The sequence below is a fragment of the Sorangium sp. So ce1036 genome, assembly GCF_051369805.1.
GTDB classification, from domain to species: domain Bacteria; phylum Myxococcota_A; class Polyangia; order Polyangiales; family Polyangiaceae; genus Sorangium; species Sorangium cellulosum_F.
Genome location: NZ_JBBMOX010000001.1, coordinates 2,471,369 through 2,491,090, shown reverse-complemented (window position 1 = coordinate 2,491,090; position 19,722 = coordinate 2,471,369). Strand labels below are relative to the sequence as shown.

Below are 19,722 nucleotides of genomic sequence, written 5' to 3'. Positions count from 1 at the left end.
GGGCGCGACCGCTCCACCCCCCCGCGGCGAGCGGGGCTCACGCCGCGCCGGGCGGCTCGCGCCCGAGGACCCGGGCGACCGCCGCCGAGAGCGCGGGGGGCCGGACCGGCTTGGTGAGGTGCACCTGGAACCCCTCCCGCAGCGCGCGCTCCATGTCGTCCCTGCGCGCGAGCGCGGTCAGCGCCAGCGCCGGCACGCGCCCGCCCTGGGCCTCGGGCAGCGCCCGGAGCCTGCGGATCAGGGAGTAACCGTCCTGCCCCGGCATGCTGATGTCGCTGATCAGCACGTCCGGCACGCAGAGGCGCAGCCGCTCCAGGGCCTCGTCCGCCGACGCCACGTCGTCGACCTCGGCCCCGCAGCGCTGGAGCACGAGCCGGAGGAGCTCCCGCGAGTCGCCGTCGTCGTCGACGAGCAGGACGCGCACCCCGTCGAGCTCTCGCCGGATGCTCCGGGGCGGCTCCGAGGTCCGGGGCGCGTCGCGCTCGGCCAGCGGGGGCGCGGCCTCGACCGGCGCGGCCCGCCTGGGCAGCCGGATCGTGATCGTGGTCCCCTCGCCCTCCCCCGGGCTGTCGGCCTGCACGGTGCCGCCGTGCAGCTCGACGAGCTGGCGCACGAGGGTCAGCCCCAGCCCCAGCCCGCCGTGTCGGCGGGTGATCGAGCTGTCGGCCTGCCGGAACCGCTCGAACAGGTGCGGCAGGAGCTCCGGCGCGACGCCCACGCCGCTGTCGGTCACCGCGATCTGCACGAGCGACCCCTCGGCGCGCAGATCGATCTCCACGCGCCCCCCGCCCGGGGTGAACTTGATCGCATTCTGGAGGACGTTCCAGACGACCTGCTGCAGCCGGTCGGCGTCGCCGTGGACGAAGCCCACCCCGGGCCCCGGGCGCAAGCGCACCGAGATCCCCTTGGCCACGGCGGCGAGCCGCACCGACTCCATCGCCGCCTCGACCACGGAGCCGATGTCCACCGGCTCGATGTCGAGGCTCAGCTTGCCCGAGGAGATGCGCGAGGCGTCGAGCAGATCGCCGATGAGCTGCGTCTGCGCGCGCACGTTGCGATCGATCACCGCGAGGCCGTGCGCTGCCTGGTCGGGCGGCAGCTCCGCCTGCCTGAGCAGGTGCACCCAGCCGGAGATGGCGCCGAGCGGCGTCCTGAGCTCGTGGGAGAGCATCGCCAGGAACTCGTCCTTCATGCGGCTCGCCGCCTCGGCCTGCTGGCGCACCGCCTTCTCCCGCGCGAGGAGCTCCTCCCGGCGGCGCGCCTCGTCGCGGTGCTTGCCGGCGTCGCGAAACACCAGCACCACGCCGACCACCTTGCCCCCCTCGTCCCGGATGGGCGCCGCCGAGTCCTCGATGGGCCGCTCCGTGCCCCGCCGCGACCGGAGGAGCGTGTGGTTGCTGAGGGTGACCACCCTCCCCTCGCGCAGGACGCGCGAGACCGGATCCTCGGTCGGCTCGCGGGTATCCTCGTCCAGGATCCGGAAGGTCTCGGCCAGGGGCCGCCCGGCGGCTTCCTCGCGCTGCCAGCCGGTCAGGGACTCGGCGACCGGGTTCATGAACGTGACGCGCCCCTCCCTGTCCGTGGCGATCACGGCGTCTCCGATGCTCGCCAGGGTGATGCGCAGCCACTCGCGCTGGGCGTGGAGCTCGGCCTCGGCCCGCCGCCGGTCGTTGATCTCGCGGGACAGCGCCTCGATCCGCTCGTTCAGGACAGCGAACCCGGGCGTCGCCTCGGCCTTCAGCCGGCAGCGGAGCAGCACGAGCGCCGGGGACGCGCCGTCGCGCGGGCGCACGAGCGCCCCGTCGACCCGGCATTCGCGGAGCGCGCCCGAGCCGGCGCGGAACGCGAGGGCTCCGACGACCATCGCGCGGCTCCTGGCGCACAGGCCGAGGTACCGCTGCACCTTCTCGAGGGGATCGGCCACGAGCTCGCCCACGGGGCGGCCGCGGACGTCCGGCGGCGCACCCCCGCACAGCGCGCCGGCCGCAGCGTTGCAGGCCAGCACGAGCCCCCCGGACGAGACCAGGAACATCGCCTCGGAGAAGGGACCGGAGAACCGCTCGAAGCTACCTGCGTCGTCCATCTCACCGCTTACCCGCGGAAGTACTCTCTCCCCTCTGCGGTCACGGCGGCAGGCGTCGGCTGCAGGTAGACCACCACGCGGCAACCGCCATGCCCCTGCGCGATGGTCTCCTTCAGCTCGACCTTGGCATACCCCAGGTTCTCCGCGGCGATCGCGCCGAAGACGTTCGAGGTCATCATGCACAGCGACCGCCGGCCCACGACCTTGTCCTCGAAGGGACAGGCGCGGTTGCCGAGGACGATCTTCTCGTCATCCTCCTCGATGACGTGGAAATCGCCCTGGATGCGGCGCTTGAGATCCACGAGCACCGCGGCGACCTGCTCCCGGGTGAGCTGCGGGACCGCGAGGGCCGCCCGGTAATCCCGGTCCATCTGCAGCCCGATGTGCTGCCCCACGACGCTGATGAACCCCGAGGCCTCCTTCAGCCCCACGACGTCCTCGAGCGTGCCGGCCAGCTCGCGGAGGAGCGCGCGCAGAAAGACGTCTCGGTTCAGCGGTACATCCGCGGCGATGACCTTGAGCTGCGAGGACTGAGACATCGGCCTCTTCCGTGGTTGAGAAGAAAACGGAGGTTCAGCGGGCTCTCTGCGGGGCGCCGGAGGGCCTCGCCGGTCCCGGCGAGCGCCCGGCGCCACGAGCGCAGCCTCACAGGCTGGTCCAGGCGGCAGACAGCTTCAAGCGCTCGATGCGCGAGGGAGCAGAAAGTGACGAGCTCATCGGTCGCTGCGACCGCGCGGCCCGTCCGAGGCGCCCTCGAGACGATCGCGATCACCTCGGGAAGTGGCGCTCGATCATCGAGAAGAACGCCGCCCCCTCGGGCTCGCCGCCGATGCTCCAGTACGTGATCCCGCCGAGCCCGCCGCGCCTCGCGGCGGCGACCTTCTCCTCGAGCGACGCGAGATCCTCGAAGAAGAGGTGATCTCCGCTCGCCAGGGCGCGGTTCGGCGCCCTCCCCGCCTCGACCGGCGCTCCGCCGTCCTCCCCGCAGCGGCGCATGTGCCCGGTGCTCGTCTCGTAGCGCTCGCCCGCGAGCTCGAGGCACTTCGTCAGCGGCTCACACCCCACGACGGTCCCCTCGTCCTCCGGCGCCTCGGGCCCCACGAGTCCGTAGTTCGGCAGGCCGAAGATGAACTTCGGCGCTCGCGCGCCGCCGTCCAGCGCCCCGATGTGCGCGATGGTCCGCTCGAGCCACCCGAGCGGCGCGACCGGCCCCGCGTGGGAGCCGCCGCCCCAATGGTAGTCGTAGCCCATCACGTGCACCTGGTCCGCCGACGCGCTCAGCGCCTCGTAATCGAACACGCCCCGCGCCGACGTCACCGCCGGCACCGCGAGCGAGAGCGTCTTTCCGCGGGCGTGGAGCGCGCGCGCGAGCTCGTCGATGAACGCCGAGAACGCCGCCCGCTCGGCCTCGATCGTCTCGCCCGGCCCGAGCGCGGACGACAGGTGCTCGTAATCGATGTCGATCCCGTCGTAGCCGTTGTCCATCACGAGGGCCACGACGCCCGCCACGTGCTCCGCCCGGAGCGCGGGATCGTGGATCATGGCGTGCACCGCGGCGACATCGGGCCTGTCGACCGCGGCGATGAGCGGGACGAGCCGCGTCGGCCTGCCGCCGCGCGTCGTGTTGTCGAGGACGCGCCGGTCGTGGAAGCCCGCGTACGGCTCCTCCCTGCCGCGCGGGTGGTTCTCGAACGTGGTCGGCGAGGCGACGCGCCACCACTTCGGGTGGACGGCGTCGAACGCCGCGGCGTGGGCCGCGAAGGTGTCGTATCCGAGCTCGCTGGACTCGGGGTCTCCGAGGAACTCGTGCAGCCACCCGCAGAGGCGATGATCGCCGGAGGCCTCCTCGCGCGGCGCGGGGGCCCGCGCGGCCAGCGCCTCGGTCGCGCGCGGCGCGCCGCCGGCCGGCGCGGCCGGCGCCTCCGCCGCGGGCAACGCGCCGCAGAGCCGCGCGGCGGACGCCGTCACGCGCGGCGCCGCGCGCCTCGCCTCCGGCTGCACGGACGTGCGCGCGCCGCCATCCCCGCAGGAGACCGCGGCCGCGGCGGCCGCGGTGAGCAAACCAACCCAGCGAAGCACCTTCATCTCGATGTTCTTCCCTCGAATCCAGGAGCCGACATGCGGGCGCGCCGACGCCGCCCGCCCCCCTCGACGGCCGCTCTCTAGCAGCGCGCCGGCGCATCGACAGCCGGGTTCTCTCGGTTCCGCGGGCCGCATCACGGCGGACCCGCGATGCGCCGTTTCACGGTTCCTCCATCGCCGCGCGGCCGCGACGCTCGTGGTGTACTACCCTCTCCTGCCCGCATGAGCCCCGGCGTCCGCCCCCTGCACGAGCTCCGCGAGGAGGCCCGCTCCGCGCTGGCCAGGAACGATCTCGTCCGCGCGCGCGACGCGCTCCTCGGCGCCCTCCAGCACACCATCGCCCGCGAGGAGGACTACGTCGCCATGACGGACGAGCTCCGCGAGGTGCTGGTCCGGCTCGGCGAGCCCAGGGCCGCCCTCACGGTCGCCTGGTACGCGGGCAGCGAGCTCACCCAGCGCCCCCTCGTCCCCCACGTCCCGCCCATCGATCGCGCCCGCACCGCGCTCGCCTGGGCCGAGCGCGAGCAGGACCCCGAGCGGCAGAGGCGGCTCTACGCCCGCGCCGCCGACGAGTACGAGGCCGCCGGCCTCGTCGCCCAGGCCGCGATCGCCCGCGAGCGGGGCCAGGATTTCGCCCGCGCCCGCGCGCTCTGGTCGCGCCTCGCCCAGCTGCTCTCCTCGTCGGGCGCCGACCTCTACGCCGCGGGCCTCGCCCGCTTCAACCTCGCCCGCACCTCGCTCCGGACGGGCGACGCCGCGGCGGCGCGCGAGGCGGTCTTCGCCTCCGTCCACCTGCTCGAGGAGGCCGCCGACCGGTACGAGACCATCGGCCAGCGCGAGCGCGCCTTCGACTGCTACCAGGTCCTCATCGCCGTCGGGCGCGAGAGCGGCGCCTTCGAGCACGTCCTCGAGGGCTACGTGAACGTCATCCGCATCCTGCGCGAGGACCACCTGCGCTACTACGCGCTCCAGTCCTACGAGGAGGCGGTCGCCGTGGCCGAGCGGCAGGGCGAGATCGCCGCCGCCGCCACGCTCGCCCGCGAGATGGCCGCCTACGCCCGCAAGGAGGGGCTCGCCGCCGTCGCCAACTTCGCCGTGCTCGCGCAGGCCCGCCTCTGGCAGGAGGTGTCCGCCGTCTCGCAGCGGCGCGCCGCCCCGCCGGAGATCGCCGAGAACGCGCTGCTCGCCGCCGTGATCGCGCTCGGCGAGGCGGGCCAGTACAGCAAGGTGGGCGGCGTCTACCGCGCCCTCACGGCCCTGCCGATCGACGAGGCCCGCAAGGGCCACTACGCCCGCGCCGGCGCCCGCTACGTCGACGCGCAGGATCTGCCGATCGACGCGGCGCCCTTGCCGGCGCACCTCCGCCACGAGCTCGGCTTCCCCGACGTCTGGCACATCGATCTGGTCGAGTGGGAGCAGGCCGGCAGCGCCAGCCAGGCGTGCGGCGACATCGTGCTCGACCCGGCGCAGTGGTCCGAGGTCACCCGCCGCCGCGCCATGCTCGCCCGGCTGACGGCGCTCGGCGTCGAGCGGAGCGCGCCCGACGGCGCGCCCGCGTCCGCGGCACCCGAGCGCGCGCCCGCGCAGCAGCTCGTCACGCTCGCCGAGCAGCTCGCGACCGTGGAGCTCTACACGATCCTCTCGCCGCTCGAGCACCTGTTCCGCCGCCCCGAGCCGAAGATCCGGGTGGCCGTCGCCCGCGCGCTCTCGCGCTTCTTCTACAAGCGCACGTTCATCACGCTCCGCGAGGCGCTCGCGGATCCTGACCCCACGGTGGTGCACGAGGCGGCCCGCGCGCTGGAGGGGATCCACTTCCCCCACGCCTTCGATCCGCTCGCCCGCATCTACCGCGAGGCGCAGGCGCCCGCCGTGCGCGCCAGCGCGGTGCGCGCCATCGCGAAGATCGACACCCTCGAGGCCGCCGAGATGCTCCTCGGCATCCTCCAGCACGAGGGCAGCGAGGAGCGCGTCGCGGCCGTCGAGGCGCTCAAGCGCGCGCGCGGCATGAAGTTCGTGGATCTCGCCCGCGGCTCGCTCGCCGAGCTGCCGAGCTCCACGCAGGCCGTGGTGCGGGAGATCCTCCAGGGCCGCGGCATCAACGCCTGATCGCGCCCCGCGCGCGTGCGGCGCCGCCCGTTGCCGCCGGGGGGCTCACCTCCGGGGCTTGCGTTCCGGCGAGCCCCCTTGGTGGCTCGCCTGCACGAAAGCCCCTCCGGTGAGCCCCCCGGCGGCAACGGGCGGCGCCGCACGTGCGAGCTCGCCGGTCACGAAGGGCCTCCACACCGGGGCGGCGCCGTGGTAGCGCGCTGTCAGGACAGGGGCCGCGACCTGCGCCCCCATGCCCCCCTCCTCGCGCGCTGGACTCGTCATCTTCGCGAGCAATCTCGCGATTACGCAGCGCGGCAAGGAGATTCCTTAACGACTTTGCACATCGCATCGACCGCTCCGGGGCTCCACGGCACGGTCGAGTCGGGATACCCTGCACGCGCCAATCCAACTCATCCCGAGAGATTCCCGGCGCGCGATGTCGTAATCCTTGAAGCGGACGGAGCGCTTGGGGGAGCGCTGGGAAAACGCCGTCCGAGCTCCCGGTGGTGCGCTGCTCGACAAGGGTCGACTTCTCAGAGCGCCGCCGGCGGCTCGTCTTGCGCGTGCCAGCAGCTGGGCGCCGCGCCACCGTCCGCGGCGCCCAGCTGCTCACGCCTTCCGCGGCGGCGGGCCGCGCGCAGCGCGCTCTCCGCGCGCGCGGTCGCCCTCGCCGCGGTCTCGGCGCGGTCGCCCTGCGCGGGCGGCTCAGCGGCCGAAGATCGACTGGAGCGCCGGCACGAGGTCGGCGCGGCGGAACGTGTACCCTAGCTCCTCCGCCCGTCGGGGATAGACGCGCTGTCCGGTCGTGATGATCTCGGCCGCGTCGCCCAGCCCGAGCTTCACCACCGCCTCGGGCACACGGAGCCACGAGGGGCGGTGGAGCACGACGCCGAGCGCCCGCGCGACCTCCTCGCCGGTCGCCGCGTTCGGCGACGTCACGTTCAGAGGGCCGCGCACCGCCTCGTTGTCCAGGGCGAGCAGGGTGAGCCCCACGACGTCGTCGACGTGGATCCACGAGATCACCTGGGTCCCGTCGCCGATGGGCCCGCCCAGGAAGAGCTTGAACGGCGCGATCATCTTGTCGAGCGCCCCCCCGCCCTCGCCGATCGTCACGCCGATCCGCAGCTGCACCGACCTCGTGCCGTGCTGCGCCTCGACCGCGCGCGCGGCCTCTTCCCAGCGGACCACGACGTCGGCGAGGAAGCCTTCCCCGGGCGCGGCGCTCTCGTCGAGCACCTTGTCGCCCGGCTGCGGGCCGTAGTAGCCGACGGCCGAGGCGCAGACGAACACGCCCGGCTTGCGCCGGGCCTTGCCGATCGCCTCGCCCATGAGGCGGGTCGTCTCGACGCGGCTGTTCACGATCTGGCGCCGCACCGGCTCGGTCCAGCGCTTGGCGATCGGCTCGCCCGCGAGGTGGATGATCCCGTCCACCCCGTCGACCTCCTCGAACCACGGCCCCGGCCGCTCGGGGTCCCACGTCGCCACCCGCGCCCCGGGCAGCGCCGCCTGCGCCCGCTGCACGTCGCGCGTCAGCACCGTCACCCGATCCCCCCGCGCCAGCAGCGCCTTCACAAGACCGCGCCCGATAAACCCGCTGCCGCCGGTGACCAGAACCGTCTTCACGGGATCCTTCTATCACGGCTTGGACGGAGACGGAGCGCGCTGACGGAAGCGCAGGAGGTGCGGCGGACGGACCAGGGCGCTCCTGTCGTGACGCGGAGCACGATAGACGGTAAGAGGAGGTGGTGATGGACGACCTAGAAACCTTCAAGAAGCTACCGCTCGGCGGCCTGGATCGCCGTGCACTCGTCGGGGCGCTGGCCGAGCACGGCGCGCGCGTGGCGGCCGAGCAGCTCGCGGCGCATCGCGCCCGCATCAGCCCGGCCGGGACGCGCATCGCCCCGGACACCGCGGTGCTGATCCTGGGCGGCTCGAACGGCATCACCCGGGCGCTCGCGCTGCAGCTGCTCTTCGGGGAGCGCGCGGCCGTCTTCGGCGTGCACTTCGACAGCGAGAAGATGCAGATCGGCCCGCACCACGTGAAGGCGATCACGGAGGCGGCGGCGGCCGAGGGGCTCACGGCGCGCTTCTGGAACGGCGACGCCACGAAGCCGCAGGTCATCGACGAGGTCGTCGCCGCGCTGAAGGAGCGGTACCGGGCGGTGCACCTCGTGAACGGCATCGCGAACGGCGCGACGAAGCGGTACGCGGAGCACGGGCCGACGAAGGTGAAGGAGCTCGACGTCGCGTTCGATCCGGTGCTCCAGGTCCCCGACTTCTCCCGCCCCGAGAACCTCCGCAAGCTCGGCCTCGTCGACGTCGAGGTCGCGAACGACGCCGACATCGAGCGGACGAACAAGTTCATGGGCACGTCGTCGATGCTCTGGGCCGAGCCGCTCGCCGCGGCGGGGCTGCTCGCGAAGGGCGAGAGCGTGGTGGCCTTCTGCGACTACGACTTCCCGAGCGACGATCCGGTCTATGCGGTGGGGCCGCTCGCCGGCTCGAAGATCCTGCAGCGCAAGACGATGGGGGAGATGAGGGAGCGGTTCGGCGTGCGGACGGCGCGCATCTGCTACCCCGCCCTGGCGACGACCGCGCTCGGGGCGATCCCTGGAGGGCTCCTGATGTACGCGCTCAGCGCGCAGATCCTGAAGGAGCGGGGGCAGTTCAAGGACATCCTCGAGCTCGCGCGCGACACGATGGAGGTGTGGCGCCCGAGCTGGGACGGGAGCGATCTGCGGGTGGACGCGGCCTACCAGGCCTGCCTGCCGGAGTTCAACGAGCGCAAGGCGCGGCTCTCGGCGAAGGACGTCCCCGACGCGTTCCGGCTGCTGTTCGCGTGATCCCCCGCGCGCGCAGGGCGCGCGCCTCACCGCCTCACCTCCAGCCGATCACCGTAGCCCGCGGGAGGGGGAGCAGCCCGCCGGGCGCTCCCCTCCGGGGCTTGCGTTCCGGCGAGCCCCTGTTGTGGCTCGCCTGCACTCCAGCCCCTCCAGGGAGCGCCCGGCGGGCTGCTCCCCCTCCCGCGGGCGGCTCTCACCCCTCGGCCCGCGCGACCTCGGGCTCGAGGCGGGCGACCTGGCGCTTGTCGGGCATCTGGAGGATGCCCACCCAGGCGAGCACGCGGATGACCTGATAGGCCGGGTCGATCTCGTACCACCGCACCGCGAAGTTCGGGCTCATCGCGTACTTGTGGTGGTTGTTCTGGAACAGCTCGCCGAGCGTCACGAAGTCGAGGGCGAGCGTGTTGCGCGAATCGTCATCGCTGTTGAAGTTGCGATAGCCGTAGCGGTGGCCGCACCAGTTCACGATGGCGCCGTGCAGCGGGCCCATGGTCCAGTGGAGCGGGAGGAACAGGAACTGCCACCAGTGCGAGGCGAAGGCGATGTAGAAGAACGTGTAGCCCGTGCCCCAGGCCAGGCGGCTGATCCACGAGTTGCCGATGCGGTCGAGCGTGCGCCACTCGGGGTAGCCGCCGAGGAACCGCGGCTCCACGTTCGCCGTGCCCGCGTAGATCTCGTCGTAGCGCTTCGCCGTATCCCACATCATCGCGAACGGCTCCTTGTAGTACCGCGGCGAGTGCGGGTCCTTCGGCGTGTCGCTGTACGCGTGGTGCATGCGGTGCAAGATCGCGTAGACCCAGGGGACGAGGTACGAGGAGCCCTGGGTCAGGTACGTGAGGAAGTGAAAAATCCGTTCCCAGCGCTTCGACATGGTGAACATCCGATGCGAGGCGTACCGGTGAAGGAAGAAGGTCTGGAAAAAGACCGAAAGTGTCGAGTGAGCGATGAGAACGATCACGATCTCCATGGTTCGCTTCTAGCCCGGGGGGACGCGGCGACAGGTCAGCGCACGGTCACGATTCCGTAATGGGCGCAGGCACCGGGCGTTTCTTCTGCGGGAGTGATGTCCTCGACGATCGCCCGCGCCCGTCCGTGGTAACGGGCATGTCGTGAAGGCTGTGATCATCGGGGCGGGCCGGGGCAGCCGGCTGCGTCACCTGACGGAAGAGCTGCCGAAGACGCTGGTCCCCATCCTCGGCCGTCCGATGCTCGACGGCATCCTCGACGCGCTGGCGGCGGGCGGCTTCAAGCGGTCCGACATCGTGTTCGTCTGCGGCTACAAGGCCAGCGTGATCCGCGCCGCGTACCCGGATCTGACGTACGTCGAGAACCGCGACTGGGAGCAGAACAACATCCTGCTCTCGCTGCTCTGCGCGCGCGAGCACCTCGCGGGCGGCTTCGTCTCGACCTACGCGGACATCGTCTACCGCCCGGAGATCGTGGCGGAGCTGGTCCGTTCTCCGCACGACATCGCGCTCGCGTGCGACACGGACTGGCGGCGCCGTTACCGGGGCCGCTCGCAGCACCCCGAGACGGACGCCGAGAAGCTCCGCGCCGACGGGGACCGCGTGGTGGAGATCTCGCGCCGCATCGCTCCGGAGTCCGCGGCGGGCGAGTTCATCGGGGTGATGAAGCTCTCCGCGCGGGGCGCCGCGCAGTTCCTGTCCGCGTTCGACGCCGCGCGCGCGGCCTTCGCCGAGAGCCCCGAGTTCCGCGAGGGGCGCACGTTCCGCCGGGCGTACCTCATCGATCTGCTCCAGCACATGATCGAGGGGGGCAGCGCGATGCACAGGGTGGATACCCATGGGGGGTACATGGAGATCGATACCCTGGAGGATGCGGGGCTGGCGGAGAGGTGGTGGGGGGGCGGGGGCGCAGAGGGGGCTGGAAGGGGCTGAGAGGGGGACGGGGGCCGTCCGCGTCCACGTGGCCGTGGTCGTGGTCGTGGTCGTGAACGTGGTCGATCAGGGCGCGACGCCCCGCTTACATCGAATCCGCAAAGCTCGCCCCCTGCGCGAGCAATCCGGGCAGCCCCCCCGTATGCAGGAACAGCACCCTCTTCCCCGCCAGCTCGCCTCGCTCGGCCAGGTCCCAGAGCCCCGCGAACGCCTTGCCCGTGTACACCGGATCCAGGAGGAGCCCCGAGAGCCGCGCCACCTGGACGATCCGCTGCCGCTGCTCCGGCGTGGCCACCGCGTACGCCGGACCCCTGGCCGAGTCGTCCACCACGAGGTGGGCCGGCGCGCCGAGGTGCGGCTCGAGCGCCCGCGCGTCGTCCATGAGCTGGAGCGCGACGCGCGCGAGCGTCGCCCGGTCGTCGCTCACCGCCATCGCGCGCACCTCGCCGGCGACCCCGTAGCGGGCCGCGCCGAGCGCCGTGCCCGCCGCCGTGCCGCCCGAGCTGCTCGCGTGCACGATGACGTCGAACGGCTTGCCCCCCGCGAGGCCGAGATCGAGCTGCTTGCGGATCTCCTCCATCGCGCGCACGTAGCCGAGCGCGCCGAGGCCGTTCGAGCCGCCCTCGGGGATCACGTACGGCCGGCCGCCCGCCGCGCGGATCTCCGCCGCCGCCTCGGCCATCACCGCCTCGCGGTCCCTGTACGCCTCCGGCGAGATCAGCCGGACCTCCGCGCCGGCGAGCCGGTCGAGCAGCGCGTTGCCCTCGAACGGCGCGCCGGCCGCCACGTCGGCGGTGCGCAGGTACAGCACCGCGCGCAGGCCGAGCCCGGCAGAGAGCAGCGCCGTCGCGCGCGCGTGGTTCGACTGGAGGCCGCCGCAGGTGATCACGCAGTCCGCGCCCTCCTCCCGCGCGGCGGCGAGCAGGTACTCGAGCTTGCGGATCTTGTTGCCGGCCTCCGGGCCCGCCGTCATGTCGTCGCGCTTCACGTAGAGGTCGACGCCCATCGCGTCGGCGAGCCGCTTCGGGCGCTGGATCGGGGTCGGAAGGTGGGCCAGCGCGAGTCGTTTGCGCATCGTCTCTCTCCAGTCTCTCTGTCCCGGGGATGGCGCCGCGGCCGGCGCCGTCACCCCACCTCGACCAGCCGGGCGCCGCTCTCCACCGCGGCGCCCGGGGTCACGTAGATCTTCTTCACCACGCCACCGCGGGCCGCGCCGAGCTCGTTCTCCATCTTCATCGCCTCGACGACCACGAGCGGCGCGCCGGCCAGGACCTCGTCCCCCTCGCGGACGAGCACCTTGAGCACCCGGCCGGGCATCGGCGACGTCACGAGCCCCTCGCCCAGGACCGGCCCGGCGCTCCTTGCGCTGCGCAGATCCCGCGCCCGCTCGCTCTCCACCCGCGCCGTGAAGCGCCGGCCGTTCGCGGCGACGTCCACGTCGGGCGGCGCGCCGGCCAGCCAGAGATCCACGCCGCGGCCGTCGAGGCGGACGTGCAGCGACGCGCCTTGCCCGGAGACGTCGGCGGCCAGCGGGCGCCCCTCGACCGAGACCTCGAGCTGGCCGTCCGGCAGGTGCGTGACGTCGACGGGGATCTCTCGGCCGGAGGGAAGGGTGACGTGGTATCGCATCGCGTCTCGTTGATCTTACCAGGTGGCGCCGCCGCGCCTCCGCGGCGGCGCGCGGCGAGCGCGAGCCCCCTCGACGCCGTCGCGCAGCCGCCCCTCTAGCACCCTGGGCGGCCCCCGTCTGCCGTGTCGCGCGCGAGCTCGACCGGAGGCCGGGCGAGCCCCGGCCGGCTCAGTGGAGCACGCCCAGCTTGAGGGCGATCAGGAACTGATCGGAGAGCGGGATCCCCGCGGCGTCGTCGAACGCGCCCCCGGGGAAGAAGGCGCCGGCCTCGGTGCCGAGCTGGATGGTGACGAGCCTGCCCATCGCGATGCGCGCGTCGACGCCGAGGTCGAGCTCGACGCCGAGGTCGCGGCGGCGCCGGTCGCCCCCGTCGTAGTTGGCGAGGCTACCGGACGCGGCGACGCGGTACGGATCGACCGGATCGGCCGTGGTGTGCGCGATGACCGCCCCCGCCTTCAGGTCGAGCCAGCGCGCCGGCCGCACGACGACGCGCGGGTTCACGTAGGCGGCGCCGAAGATACCGCCCCTGGAGGGCAGCGCCCTCAGGCCCGGCCCGGGCGCCGCGCCGGCGCGCTCCGCCTCGAGCTCGAGGATCGTGGCCGCGCGCGCCGTCTTCCAGGCGAGCACGTGGTCGAACAGGAGGAGCCCGACGTGGTGGCCCGGATCGAAGGTGAACCGCCGCGACACGCCGTCGCCGGGGTCGTCGTCGCCCGAGGCGTAGCCGGCCTCGATCTCGGTGACGACGCGCCCCCAGCGCTCGCCCGGCCGCGGCGAGCGGCCGGCGACGTGCACCGCGCCGAGCGTGGCCGCGCCGCCGATCGAGCGCACCGCGCCGGGCGCGCGCTCGGCCCCCGGGCCCGGAGCCTGCGCCGGGTCGCGCGGGGAGAACGCCGCCGAGCCCAGGATCACCGCGGCCTCGATCTGGCCGTACACGTGGGCGCCGCCGTCCCCCGGCACCTGCGCGTTGAACTTGCCCGTCACGTCGATCACGCCCGCCGTGAGCGCCTCGGTGAACCTCGCGGGGCTCCCCTTCACGCGCCGCTCGCGCGTTTGCCGCCGCAAGGCGGCGTAGATCCCGACCTCGCCGCGCCGCTCGCGCCAGAGCGCCGACGCGACCGCCTGGAGCGCCCGGTCGCCCGCCCCCCCGTCCTGCCCCTCGACGTCGTTGCCGAGCAGGTCGGCCGCGCCGTCCTCGAACACGACGTCGCCCGCGACGGTCACGATGAGCGGCGCATGCCGGCCCATCGGCGTCGCGGCGAAGAGCACGCGCTCCACCAGCGAGCCGCGCCTGGGATCCCCGAAGAGCGTCGCGTGATCGCCGTCGTTGGCGACGAGCCCCATCCCCCAGTGCGCGCCCTGCTGGCCGAGCCGGAAGATCCCGATCTCGGTCGGCACCTCCAGGTAGAGGTAGCGCGGGTGCACCTCGTACCACGAAAGGGAGGCGCGCGCGTCGCGCACCTGGTCGACGTACCGCGTGGTATCCCCGGCGAGGAGCCCCCGGACGACATCGATCTGCGCGATGACGGAGGCCTTGTCCTTGTAATGGAAGCGCGGCGAGAGGCGCAGCCAGTGGGCGACGTACTGGTGCTGCCCGAGCCTGGTCTCGCTCGGCGCCGACGGGGGCGCCTCGAGCCGGAGCGCGCTCATGGCGCGGTAGCGGAGCTGGTACTCGCCCTGGAGCGAGAAGGTCGCCCGGGTCGGATCGGGCAGGCGCGACGGCGCGCGGCCGGTCTCCAGCACGAAGCGCTCCTCGAACTCGCCCGCGGTCGGCGAGGTGGCGCCCGGCGTGGCGGTGCCCGCGGCCGGCGAGGCGGCGCCCGCGGCGGGCTGAGCAGCGGCCGGCGCGGCGAGCGCGACGGCGAGCGCAAGCGGAGCGAGGAGGGCCAAGGTGAAGCGCATCGGAAGCAAGCGGCGCGCTCGTGCCGAGCCCGGTCGGGCGCGCCCCGCGGAGGATAGGCGGATCGATCTCCGCAGGGCACCGGATTCTTCCGTCGCCGCGGACCCCAGCGTGGTGGTCGTGGTCCGGTCTCCGCGCGCTCCGCGCGCTCCGCGCTCTCCGCGCCTTCCAGGCGATCGCCGCCGGACATCGCCGGACCGGATCGCCCCGGGCAGGCGCCCGGACGGATCGGCCAGGATCGCCCCAGGCGAGCGGCCGGACAGCGCCGAGCGCGGCCTCGCGGGTGTCCTTTCCTCGCGGCGTCCGCCGCCCTAGCGTGCGCCCTCGTGACCCGCACCGCGCCGCACCCCCCCGCCGTTTCCCCGCTCTTTCTGGGCCGTCCTCTCTCGCTCGCGGATCTCGAGGACGCCGCGCGGCGCGGCCGCCCGGTGGCGATCTGCGCCGAGGCGCGCGCCCGCGCCGCGGCCTCGCGGCGCGCGATCGACGCGATCGCGGCGGCGGGCGACGCCGCGCCCGCGGTGTACGGGATCAACACCGGCTTCGGCGCGCTCGCGGAGACGCGCATCGCCGATCACGACATCCGGGCGCTCCAGCGGAACCTCGTGCGGAGCCACGCCTGCGGGGTCGGCCCCGACCTGGGCGAGGCCGAGGTGCGCGCCATGATCGTCCTGCGGGCGCAGGTGATCGCGCTCGGGCACTCGGGGGTGCGCACGGAGGTGCTCGACCTGCTCGCGGCGCTGCTCGAGCGCGGCGTGTGCCCGCGCATCCCGGCGCAGGGCTCGGTGGGCGCGTCGGGCGATCTCGCGCCGCTCGCGCACCTCGCGCTCGCGCTCCTCGGCGAGGGCGAGGCGCGCTTCGAGGGGCAGCTCATGCCGAGCGCGGCGGCGCTCGCGAAGGCCGGCCTCGCGCCGCTCGAGCTCGCCGCGAAGGAGGGGCTCGCGCTGATCAACGGGACCCAGTACATGACCGCGCTCGGCGCGCTCGCGCTCCGGGACGCGGCCGCGCTCTGCACGGCCGCGGACATCGCCGGCGCGGTGAGCCTGGAGGCGCTCATGGGCTCGAAGCGCCCGTTCGACGAGCGGCTCATGCGCGTCCGCCCCCACCCGGGCCAGGCCGGCACGGCGGGCAACCTGCGCGCGCTGCTCGACGGCAGCGAGATCATGCAGAGCCACGCGGACTGCCCGAGGGTGCAGGACGCGTACTCGCTCCGCTGCATGCCCCAGGTGCACGGCGCGACGCGCGACGCGGTGGCCTGGGCCGCCGAGGTGCTGACGCGCGAGGTCAACAGCGTCACCGACAACCCGACGGTGTTCCTCGGGGAGGGCGGCGCGGAGCTGATCTCGGGCGGCAACTTCCACGGCCAGCCGGTCGCGCTCGCCCTGGACCTGGCGGCGATCGCCGCGGCCGAGCTCGCGAACATCAGCGAGCGGCGGGTCGAGCAGCTGGTCAACCCGGCGCTCTCGACCGGCCTCACCCCGTTCCTGGCGCCGAACAGCGGGCTGCACTCGGGGTTCATGATCGCCCAGGTCGCGAGCGCGTCGCTGGTCAGCGAGAACAAGGTGCTCTGCCACCCGGCGAGCGTCGACTCGATCCCCTCGAGCGCCGGCCGCGAGGATCACGTGAGCATGGGGAGCATCAGCGCCCGCAAGCTCTCGCAGGTGATCGAGAACGTCCGTAACGCGCTGGCCATCGAGCTCATCACGGCGGCGCAGGGCGTCGATCAGCGGCGCCCCCTGCGCCCGAGCGCGGGCGTCGCAGCCGCCCACGCCGCCATCCGCCGCGTGGTCCCTGGGCTCGTCGAGGATCGCCCCCTCTACCGCGACATCGCCGCCGTGGCCGAGCTGATCCAGAGCGGCGCGCTCCTCGCCGAGGTCGAGCGGGCGGTGGGACCGCTCAACTGATTTTTTCTGTTAAATAAATTACATCTGGGACGATTATTTGGAAATTTGATTCGAGTCAACGGAATGCAAATGCTCCATCGAACGGCGAGATGCTGTACATTGGCGCAGTGCCCATTCCGGTCAGCACCCCGCCGTTTCCATTCGATGCCGTGCGAGACCTGCTCGGCGTGGTGAGGGCGATCTACGCGGCGGCCAAGGACGGGGGGGCGTCGCGGGAGGACCTCGCGCGCATCGCCCGGGTGGGCAAGGAGCTGAGCCGGGCGCTGGATCTGGCGGGGGCTCCCCAGCAGGGGGCGTCGGGTCAGGCGGCGGCGTGGAGGGTGACGGACAAGGCGATGCTGCAGGTGAACGACCTGGTCGACCCGCTTACGCCGGCGGCGCCGCTCCTCCTGGCTGCCCGGAGCCGCGTCGCGGGGAGCCGGCTGTCGATGCGCAGCAAGCCGCAGGCGCGGTAGGGGGGACTGCTACCCCTCTGACGAGAGCAGACACGGCCCGACCGGGGCGGGGAACAAGGGCCGCGGGCCCCGCCGCTCGGCTGGATTCGTCAGCGGCGACCGAAGAGCCTGCGGCCCCGCGCCCGCTCGGCGTCGCGCCGGATGCCTTGCATCACCACGCGGATGAGCTCGCGGGTGTAGGCGCGCTTGTCGTGGCGCTTGTGCTCGGGCAGCCTGACGCCCAGCGCGTGGGCGAGACGCTCCACGTTCTCTACCTTGGCCTCACGCAGACACTCGATGTCCAGATCCATGTGCGATGTGGCGCTCCCCCTTAATCGAACCCCCGTCGATTGTCGAGCCCGGAGGACGCGGAGCGAACGGCGCGCCGGCTGCCATCAGACCGTGACGGGCGCGCCGCGTCTCGGGCCAGACCGTGACGGGCGCGCGGCGTCTCGGGCAGGTCGGCGGACCGAGCCGCCCGCCGCCCGTCCCCCGGCGCGCCCCTAAGGCCCTCCCGGTCGACGAGACGGGCGCCGTGATCGGGCTCGTGGGCTGGGGGGCCCGGCCGATGTGGATGATCTGGCTCAGGAGGCGTTCCTGGCCGTGATCGCCAGGATCGGTGAGGGAGAGGGGAGCCCAGACGCCTCGGAGACGTCGAGCCCGAGCCGCGGAGGCTCGGCGGTCATCTCATCGAGACGCTCACATCAGCAGACCCGCTGCTCTGATAGCCTTCCACGACCATCGAGACCTCGTACAAGCTCCCCATGTTCATCCCCAACCTCTCCCATGCATTGAAGTGATTGGCGACGGTGATGGTCCCGCTCGTACGCTTCTCCTTCCGGACGCTCCAGTACTGATAGAACGTCTTGGTACCTTCGATGGAGGGCTGGTTGACCCGCTGGGTCCGATAGATGTCGTAGGTGCCGCCATCGCTGGTGACGGTGCCCATGAACCCCTCCCCGCCCGGGGGACGCCAGCTGCCCCAGCTATCGATGATGTAGTACTCCACGAGCGGGCTCGTCGTCCACCCATAGACACCCAGGTACGAATTGCCGTTCGGCCGGTAGTCGGCGTCGTAGGTCACGATCTGATTCTTCGAGCCGGGCCTGATCCCCTTGCGCCCCAGCAGATTATTGATGTTGCTCCACTCGACGCTGAAGCCATCCGCCGTGTTCGTCAGGCATCCGCTCCCCTGGTCCTTCCAGTACTCATAGGTGAGGCCGCAGTGGTTGCCAGTTTGATTGCTGCAGACCCTCTGGTCGGGTGTCGAGCACGTGTTGGGTGTGCCGCCGCCGCTGCCGCCGCCCGCCCCGCCGCTGCCGCCCGCCCCGCCGCTGCCGCCCGCCCCGCCGGCCCCCGAGCTGCTGCTCGACGACGAGCTCGAGCTGCTGCTCGACGACGAGCTCGAGCTGCTGCTCGACGACGAGCTCGAGCTGCTGCTCGAGGAGGTGGAGCTATCCGAGCCTCCGGTGCCGGTGACCGACACGATCGAAGGCCTGCCGGTGCCTTTCCCGCAGAACCCGAACCTCGCGTTGTCCTTGTTCCAGCTCATGTTCGTGGCGATGAGCTGCCCGGCGGACGAGCCGGACGGATCGAAGTTCGCGCTCCACGAGCCCGTCACCGTCGTGCCGTTGAGGCCGATCACCACGCGCCAGCCGTCCCGGCCGGTCGCGTTCTTGACCGTCACGTCCGCGCAGTAACCATCTTGCCAGCTCGACTGAACGGCGAGGGTCGCCGACGAGCCGTCCGGGCCCTCCAGCGCGGAGTCCAGGAGCTCGATGTCCTCGGCCTCGATGTGCTCGACGCTGCACGCCAGCAGGCCGCATGCGATCGAAGCGGATAAGTAGCCAAGTAAGGGAGCGATGCGCATTTAAGGTTTCTCCATGATCGGACCGGCGGAGTCGCGGGCCTCTGCTCGAGACGGAGTCGTGAACCATCGAGACGCCCGCGAGCCCTCCGATCTTTTGGTTAGAGTTCAAATTTTTTCGACCAGCGTGTCCGTGATCCCGGTAATCCCGATGATCACAGATGCCCCCGCGGGCCTGCGCCGACCACATGCCTGGCAATCACGATGTTTGTCGGACAGATGCTCACACTCAAACACCCCGTGTGATGGGGCCGGGCGCCTGCTCAGATGTAAGCAAGAACAACGCGGGCACGCGGCCGCAAGAAGCAAGCAATCCCGGCAATGGCCTCACTCGGAGTCGCCCCTGGGCGATCCTGCAACCGGCTGCGGCCCCCGGCCGAGGACGGTCCGGACCGCCAAGGGAGATTAGAACATTCACACAAACAGGGGGCGAAAGTCAAGACTCTTTTCTTAGTCGAGGCCGTTTTGCCGCGCTTTGCCGTACAGTGTCCGTTCGGCGTACAGCCACGTTGCGCGCGTGGGTTCGAGCATAGAACCCAGACTCGTTCACTCTCCTGGGAAAGCGACTCTATATCGATAATTGACCCATCATGCGTCGACGGGGCCTCTTCAGTGCCGCAGTCCGCTCGCGGGTGGTGCGGGGCGGCCCTCCGCGCACCGCCCAACCCCGGCCGATCGGGATCATCCGGCCTCGCGGGAAAACTCCACGAAGAACGTTGCCGGACCGCCGGGATCAGCCTGGTGCAGCACCTCGGGCTTGACGAGTCCGGGGGACTCCGGATCGCGCAGCATCCCTCGACCGCCGAGCCCGTCGATGCGATACCGGAGCCGCCCGAAGCTGGGCGGCACGGGCGCCGTCGACATCTCCTCCCCGGCGTCCGGAGGTCTGCGCTGCCTCGTCCAGGCGCCGAGGCGCTGCCCGCCGATGTCCTCGATCACCATGGACCTCGGACATGCGACGAGCTCGCTTCACAGGAGGACCTGCGAGCGCGTACCCTT

Annotated in this window: 16 protein-coding genes; 5 read left to right on the top strand and 11 right to left on the bottom strand. The window is 72.5% G+C overall.

The genetic code is table 11. From position 1 onward, the window contains the following. Window positions 1-37: 37 nt before the first annotated feature. The 3 genes from WMF31_RS09510 to WMF31_RS09500 all read right to left on the bottom strand — a co-directional run bounded on the left by WMF31_RS09510 (window position 38) and on the right by WMF31_RS09500 (window position 4,168). On the bottom strand, window positions 38-2,083 hold the full coding sequence (locus WMF31_RS09510) for an ATP-binding protein (RefSeq protein ID WP_436601620.1): 2,046 nt from the start codon (window positions 2,081-2,083) through the stop codon (window positions 38-40). Between the two features lie 8 nt (window positions 2,084-2,091). Further along, complete coding sequence (locus tag WMF31_RS09505) at window positions 2,092-2,622, bottom strand: methanogen output domain 1-containing protein (protein WP_436601619.1); 531 nt, start codon at window positions 2,620-2,622, stop codon at window positions 2,092-2,094. A gap of 229 nt (window positions 2,623-2,851) precedes the next feature. Beyond that, on the bottom strand, window positions 2,852-4,168 hold the full coding sequence (locus tag WMF31_RS09500) for a glycosyl hydrolase family 18 protein (RefSeq protein WP_436601618.1): 1,317 nt from the start codon (window positions 4,166-4,168) through the stop codon (window positions 2,852-2,854). A 219-nt stretch (window positions 4,169-4,387) separates the two neighbouring features. Between WMF31_RS09500 and WMF31_RS09495 the strand changes: the two genes are divergently transcribed. Continuing rightward, window positions 4,388-6,271, top strand: coding sequence for a HEAT repeat domain-containing protein (locus WMF31_RS09495; RefSeq protein WP_129351659.1), 1,884 nt, complete (start codon window positions 4,388-4,390; stop codon window positions 6,269-6,271). A gap of 687 nt (window positions 6,272-6,958) precedes the next feature. Here WMF31_RS09495 and WMF31_RS09490 read toward each other — a convergent pair. After that, the gene (locus tag WMF31_RS09490; RefSeq protein ID WP_436601617.1) at window positions 6,959-7,876 is read right to left on the bottom strand and encodes a TIGR01777 family oxidoreductase; all 918 of its coding nucleotides are present in this window, start codon (window positions 7,874-7,876) and stop codon (window positions 6,959-6,961) included. Between the two features lie 125 nt (window positions 7,877-8,001). Between WMF31_RS09490 and WMF31_RS09485 the strand changes: the two genes are divergently transcribed. Continuing rightward, window positions 8,002-9,096: a hypothetical protein gene (locus tag WMF31_RS09485; RefSeq protein WP_436601616.1), complete on the top strand. Its 1,095-nt coding sequence runs from the start codon at window positions 8,002-8,004 to the stop codon at window positions 9,094-9,096. A 193-nt stretch (window positions 9,097-9,289) separates the two neighbouring features. On the opposite strand, the gene WMF31_RS09480 is transcribed toward WMF31_RS09485, so the two are convergent. Further along, window positions 9,290-10,063: an acyl-CoA desaturase gene (locus tag WMF31_RS09480; RefSeq protein WP_129351665.1), complete on the bottom strand. Its 774-nt coding sequence runs from the start codon at window positions 10,061-10,063 to the stop codon at window positions 9,290-9,292. A 142-nt stretch (window positions 10,064-10,205) separates the two neighbouring features. Here WMF31_RS09480 and WMF31_RS09475 point away from each other — a divergent pair, with 142 nt between their 5' ends. After that, entirely contained in the window at window positions 10,206-10,994 is a 789-nt protein-coding gene (locus WMF31_RS09475) for an NTP transferase domain-containing protein (RefSeq protein ID WP_129351667.1), read from the top strand. A gap of 85 nt (window positions 10,995-11,079) precedes the next feature. Here WMF31_RS09475 and WMF31_RS09470 read toward each other — a convergent pair whose 3' ends face one another. The 3 genes from WMF31_RS09470 to WMF31_RS09460 form a co-directional block, all read right to left on the bottom strand. Then, complete coding sequence (locus tag WMF31_RS09470) at window positions 11,080-12,069, bottom strand: D-cysteine desulfhydrase family protein (RefSeq protein ID WP_436601615.1); 990 nt, start codon at window positions 12,067-12,069, stop codon at window positions 11,080-11,082. Window positions 12,070-12,119: 50 nt separating this feature from the next. Then, window positions 12,120-12,623 (bottom strand): biotin/lipoyl-containing protein, encoded by a 504-nt coding sequence (locus WMF31_RS09465; protein ID WP_436601614.1) that lies wholly within the window; start codon window positions 12,621-12,623, stop codon window positions 12,120-12,122. A gap of 169 nt (window positions 12,624-12,792) precedes the next feature. Continuing rightward, window positions 12,793-14,523 carry a hypothetical protein gene (locus WMF31_RS09460; protein ID WP_436601613.1) on the bottom strand — a complete coding sequence of 577 codons (1,731 nt, stop codon included), beginning with the start codon at window positions 14,521-14,523 and terminating at the stop codon, window positions 12,793-12,795. 324 nt (window positions 14,524-14,847) lie between these two features. Here WMF31_RS09460 and hutH point away from each other — a divergent pair, with 324 nt between their 5' ends. Then, window positions 14,848-16,422: a histidine ammonia-lyase gene (gene hutH / locus WMF31_RS09455; RefSeq protein ID WP_436601612.1), complete on the top strand. Its 1,575-nt coding sequence runs from the start codon at window positions 14,848-14,850 to the stop codon at window positions 16,420-16,422. Between the two features lie 107 nt (window positions 16,423-16,529). Then, window positions 16,530-16,877, top strand: a complete 348-nt coding sequence (locus WMF31_RS09450) for a hypothetical protein (protein WP_436601611.1) — start codon at window positions 16,530-16,532, stop codon at window positions 16,875-16,877. Window positions 16,878-16,966: 89 nt separating this feature from the next. Here the strand turns inward: WMF31_RS09450 and WMF31_RS09445 are convergent, their stop codons facing one another. From WMF31_RS09445 to WMF31_RS09435, 3 genes are all read right to left on the bottom strand, one after another. Continuing rightward, entirely contained in the window at window positions 16,967-17,167 is a 201-nt protein-coding gene (locus WMF31_RS09445) for a hypothetical protein (RefSeq protein ID WP_436601610.1), read from the bottom strand. 371 nt (window positions 17,168-17,538) lie between these two features. Next, window positions 17,539-18,726 (bottom strand): glycoside hydrolase family 11 protein, encoded by a 1,188-nt coding sequence (locus tag WMF31_RS09440; protein WP_436601609.1) that lies wholly within the window; start codon window positions 18,724-18,726, stop codon window positions 17,539-17,541. A gap of 678 nt (window positions 18,727-19,404) precedes the next feature. After that, complete coding sequence (locus WMF31_RS09435; RefSeq protein WP_436601608.1) at window positions 19,405-19,665, bottom strand: hypothetical protein; 261 nt, start codon at window positions 19,663-19,665, stop codon at window positions 19,405-19,407. Between the last annotated feature and the right edge of the window lie 57 nt (window positions 19,666-19,722).

What these genes read in the sequence shown, in the direction of transcription:
- WMF31_RS09510 (WP_436601620.1), bottom strand. Translation starts at nt 2,083, where the DNA reads ATGGACGACGCAGGTAGCTTCGAGCGGTTCTCCGGTCCCTTCTCCGAG.
- WMF31_RS09505 (WP_436601619.1), bottom strand. Translation starts at nt 2,622, where the DNA reads ATGTCTCAGTCCTCGCAGCTCAAGGTCATCGCCGCGGATGTACCGCTG.
- WMF31_RS09500 (WP_436601618.1), bottom strand. Translation starts at nt 4,168, where the DNA reads ATGAAGGTGCTTCGCTGGGTTGGTTTGCTCACCGCGGCCGCCGCGGCC.
- WMF31_RS09495 (WP_129351659.1), top strand. Translation starts at nt 4,388, where the DNA reads ATGAGCCCCGGCGTCCGCCCCCTGCACGAGCTCCGCGAGGAGGCCCGC.
- WMF31_RS09485 (WP_436601616.1), top strand. Translation starts at nt 8,002, where the DNA reads ATGGACGACCTAGAAACCTTCAAGAAGCTACCGCTCGGCGGCCTGGAT.
- WMF31_RS09480 (WP_129351665.1), bottom strand. Translation starts at nt 10,063, where the DNA reads ATGGAGATCGTGATCGTTCTCATCGCTCACTCGACACTTTCGGTCTTT.
- WMF31_RS09470 (WP_436601615.1), bottom strand. Translation starts at nt 12,069, where the DNA reads ATGCGCAAACGACTCGCGCTGGCCCACCTTCCGACCCCGATCCAGCGC.
- WMF31_RS09465 (WP_436601614.1), bottom strand. Translation starts at nt 12,623, where the DNA reads ATGCGATACCACGTCACCCTTCCCTCCGGCCGAGAGATCCCCGTCGAC.
- WMF31_RS09460 (WP_436601613.1), bottom strand. Translation starts at nt 14,523, where the DNA reads ATGCGCTTCACCTTGGCCCTCCTCGCTCCGCTTGCGCTCGCCGTCGCG.
- WMF31_RS09445 (WP_436601610.1), bottom strand. Translation starts at nt 17,167, where the DNA reads ATGGATCTGGACATCGAGTGTCTGCGTGAGGCCAAGGTAGAGAACGTG.
- WMF31_RS09440 (WP_436601609.1), bottom strand. Translation starts at nt 18,726, where the DNA reads ATGCGCATCGCTCCCTTACTTGGCTACTTATCCGCTTCGATCGCATGC.
- WMF31_RS09435 (WP_436601608.1), bottom strand. Translation starts at nt 19,665, where the DNA reads ATGGTGATCGAGGACATCGGCGGGCAGCGCCTCGGCGCCTGGACGAGG.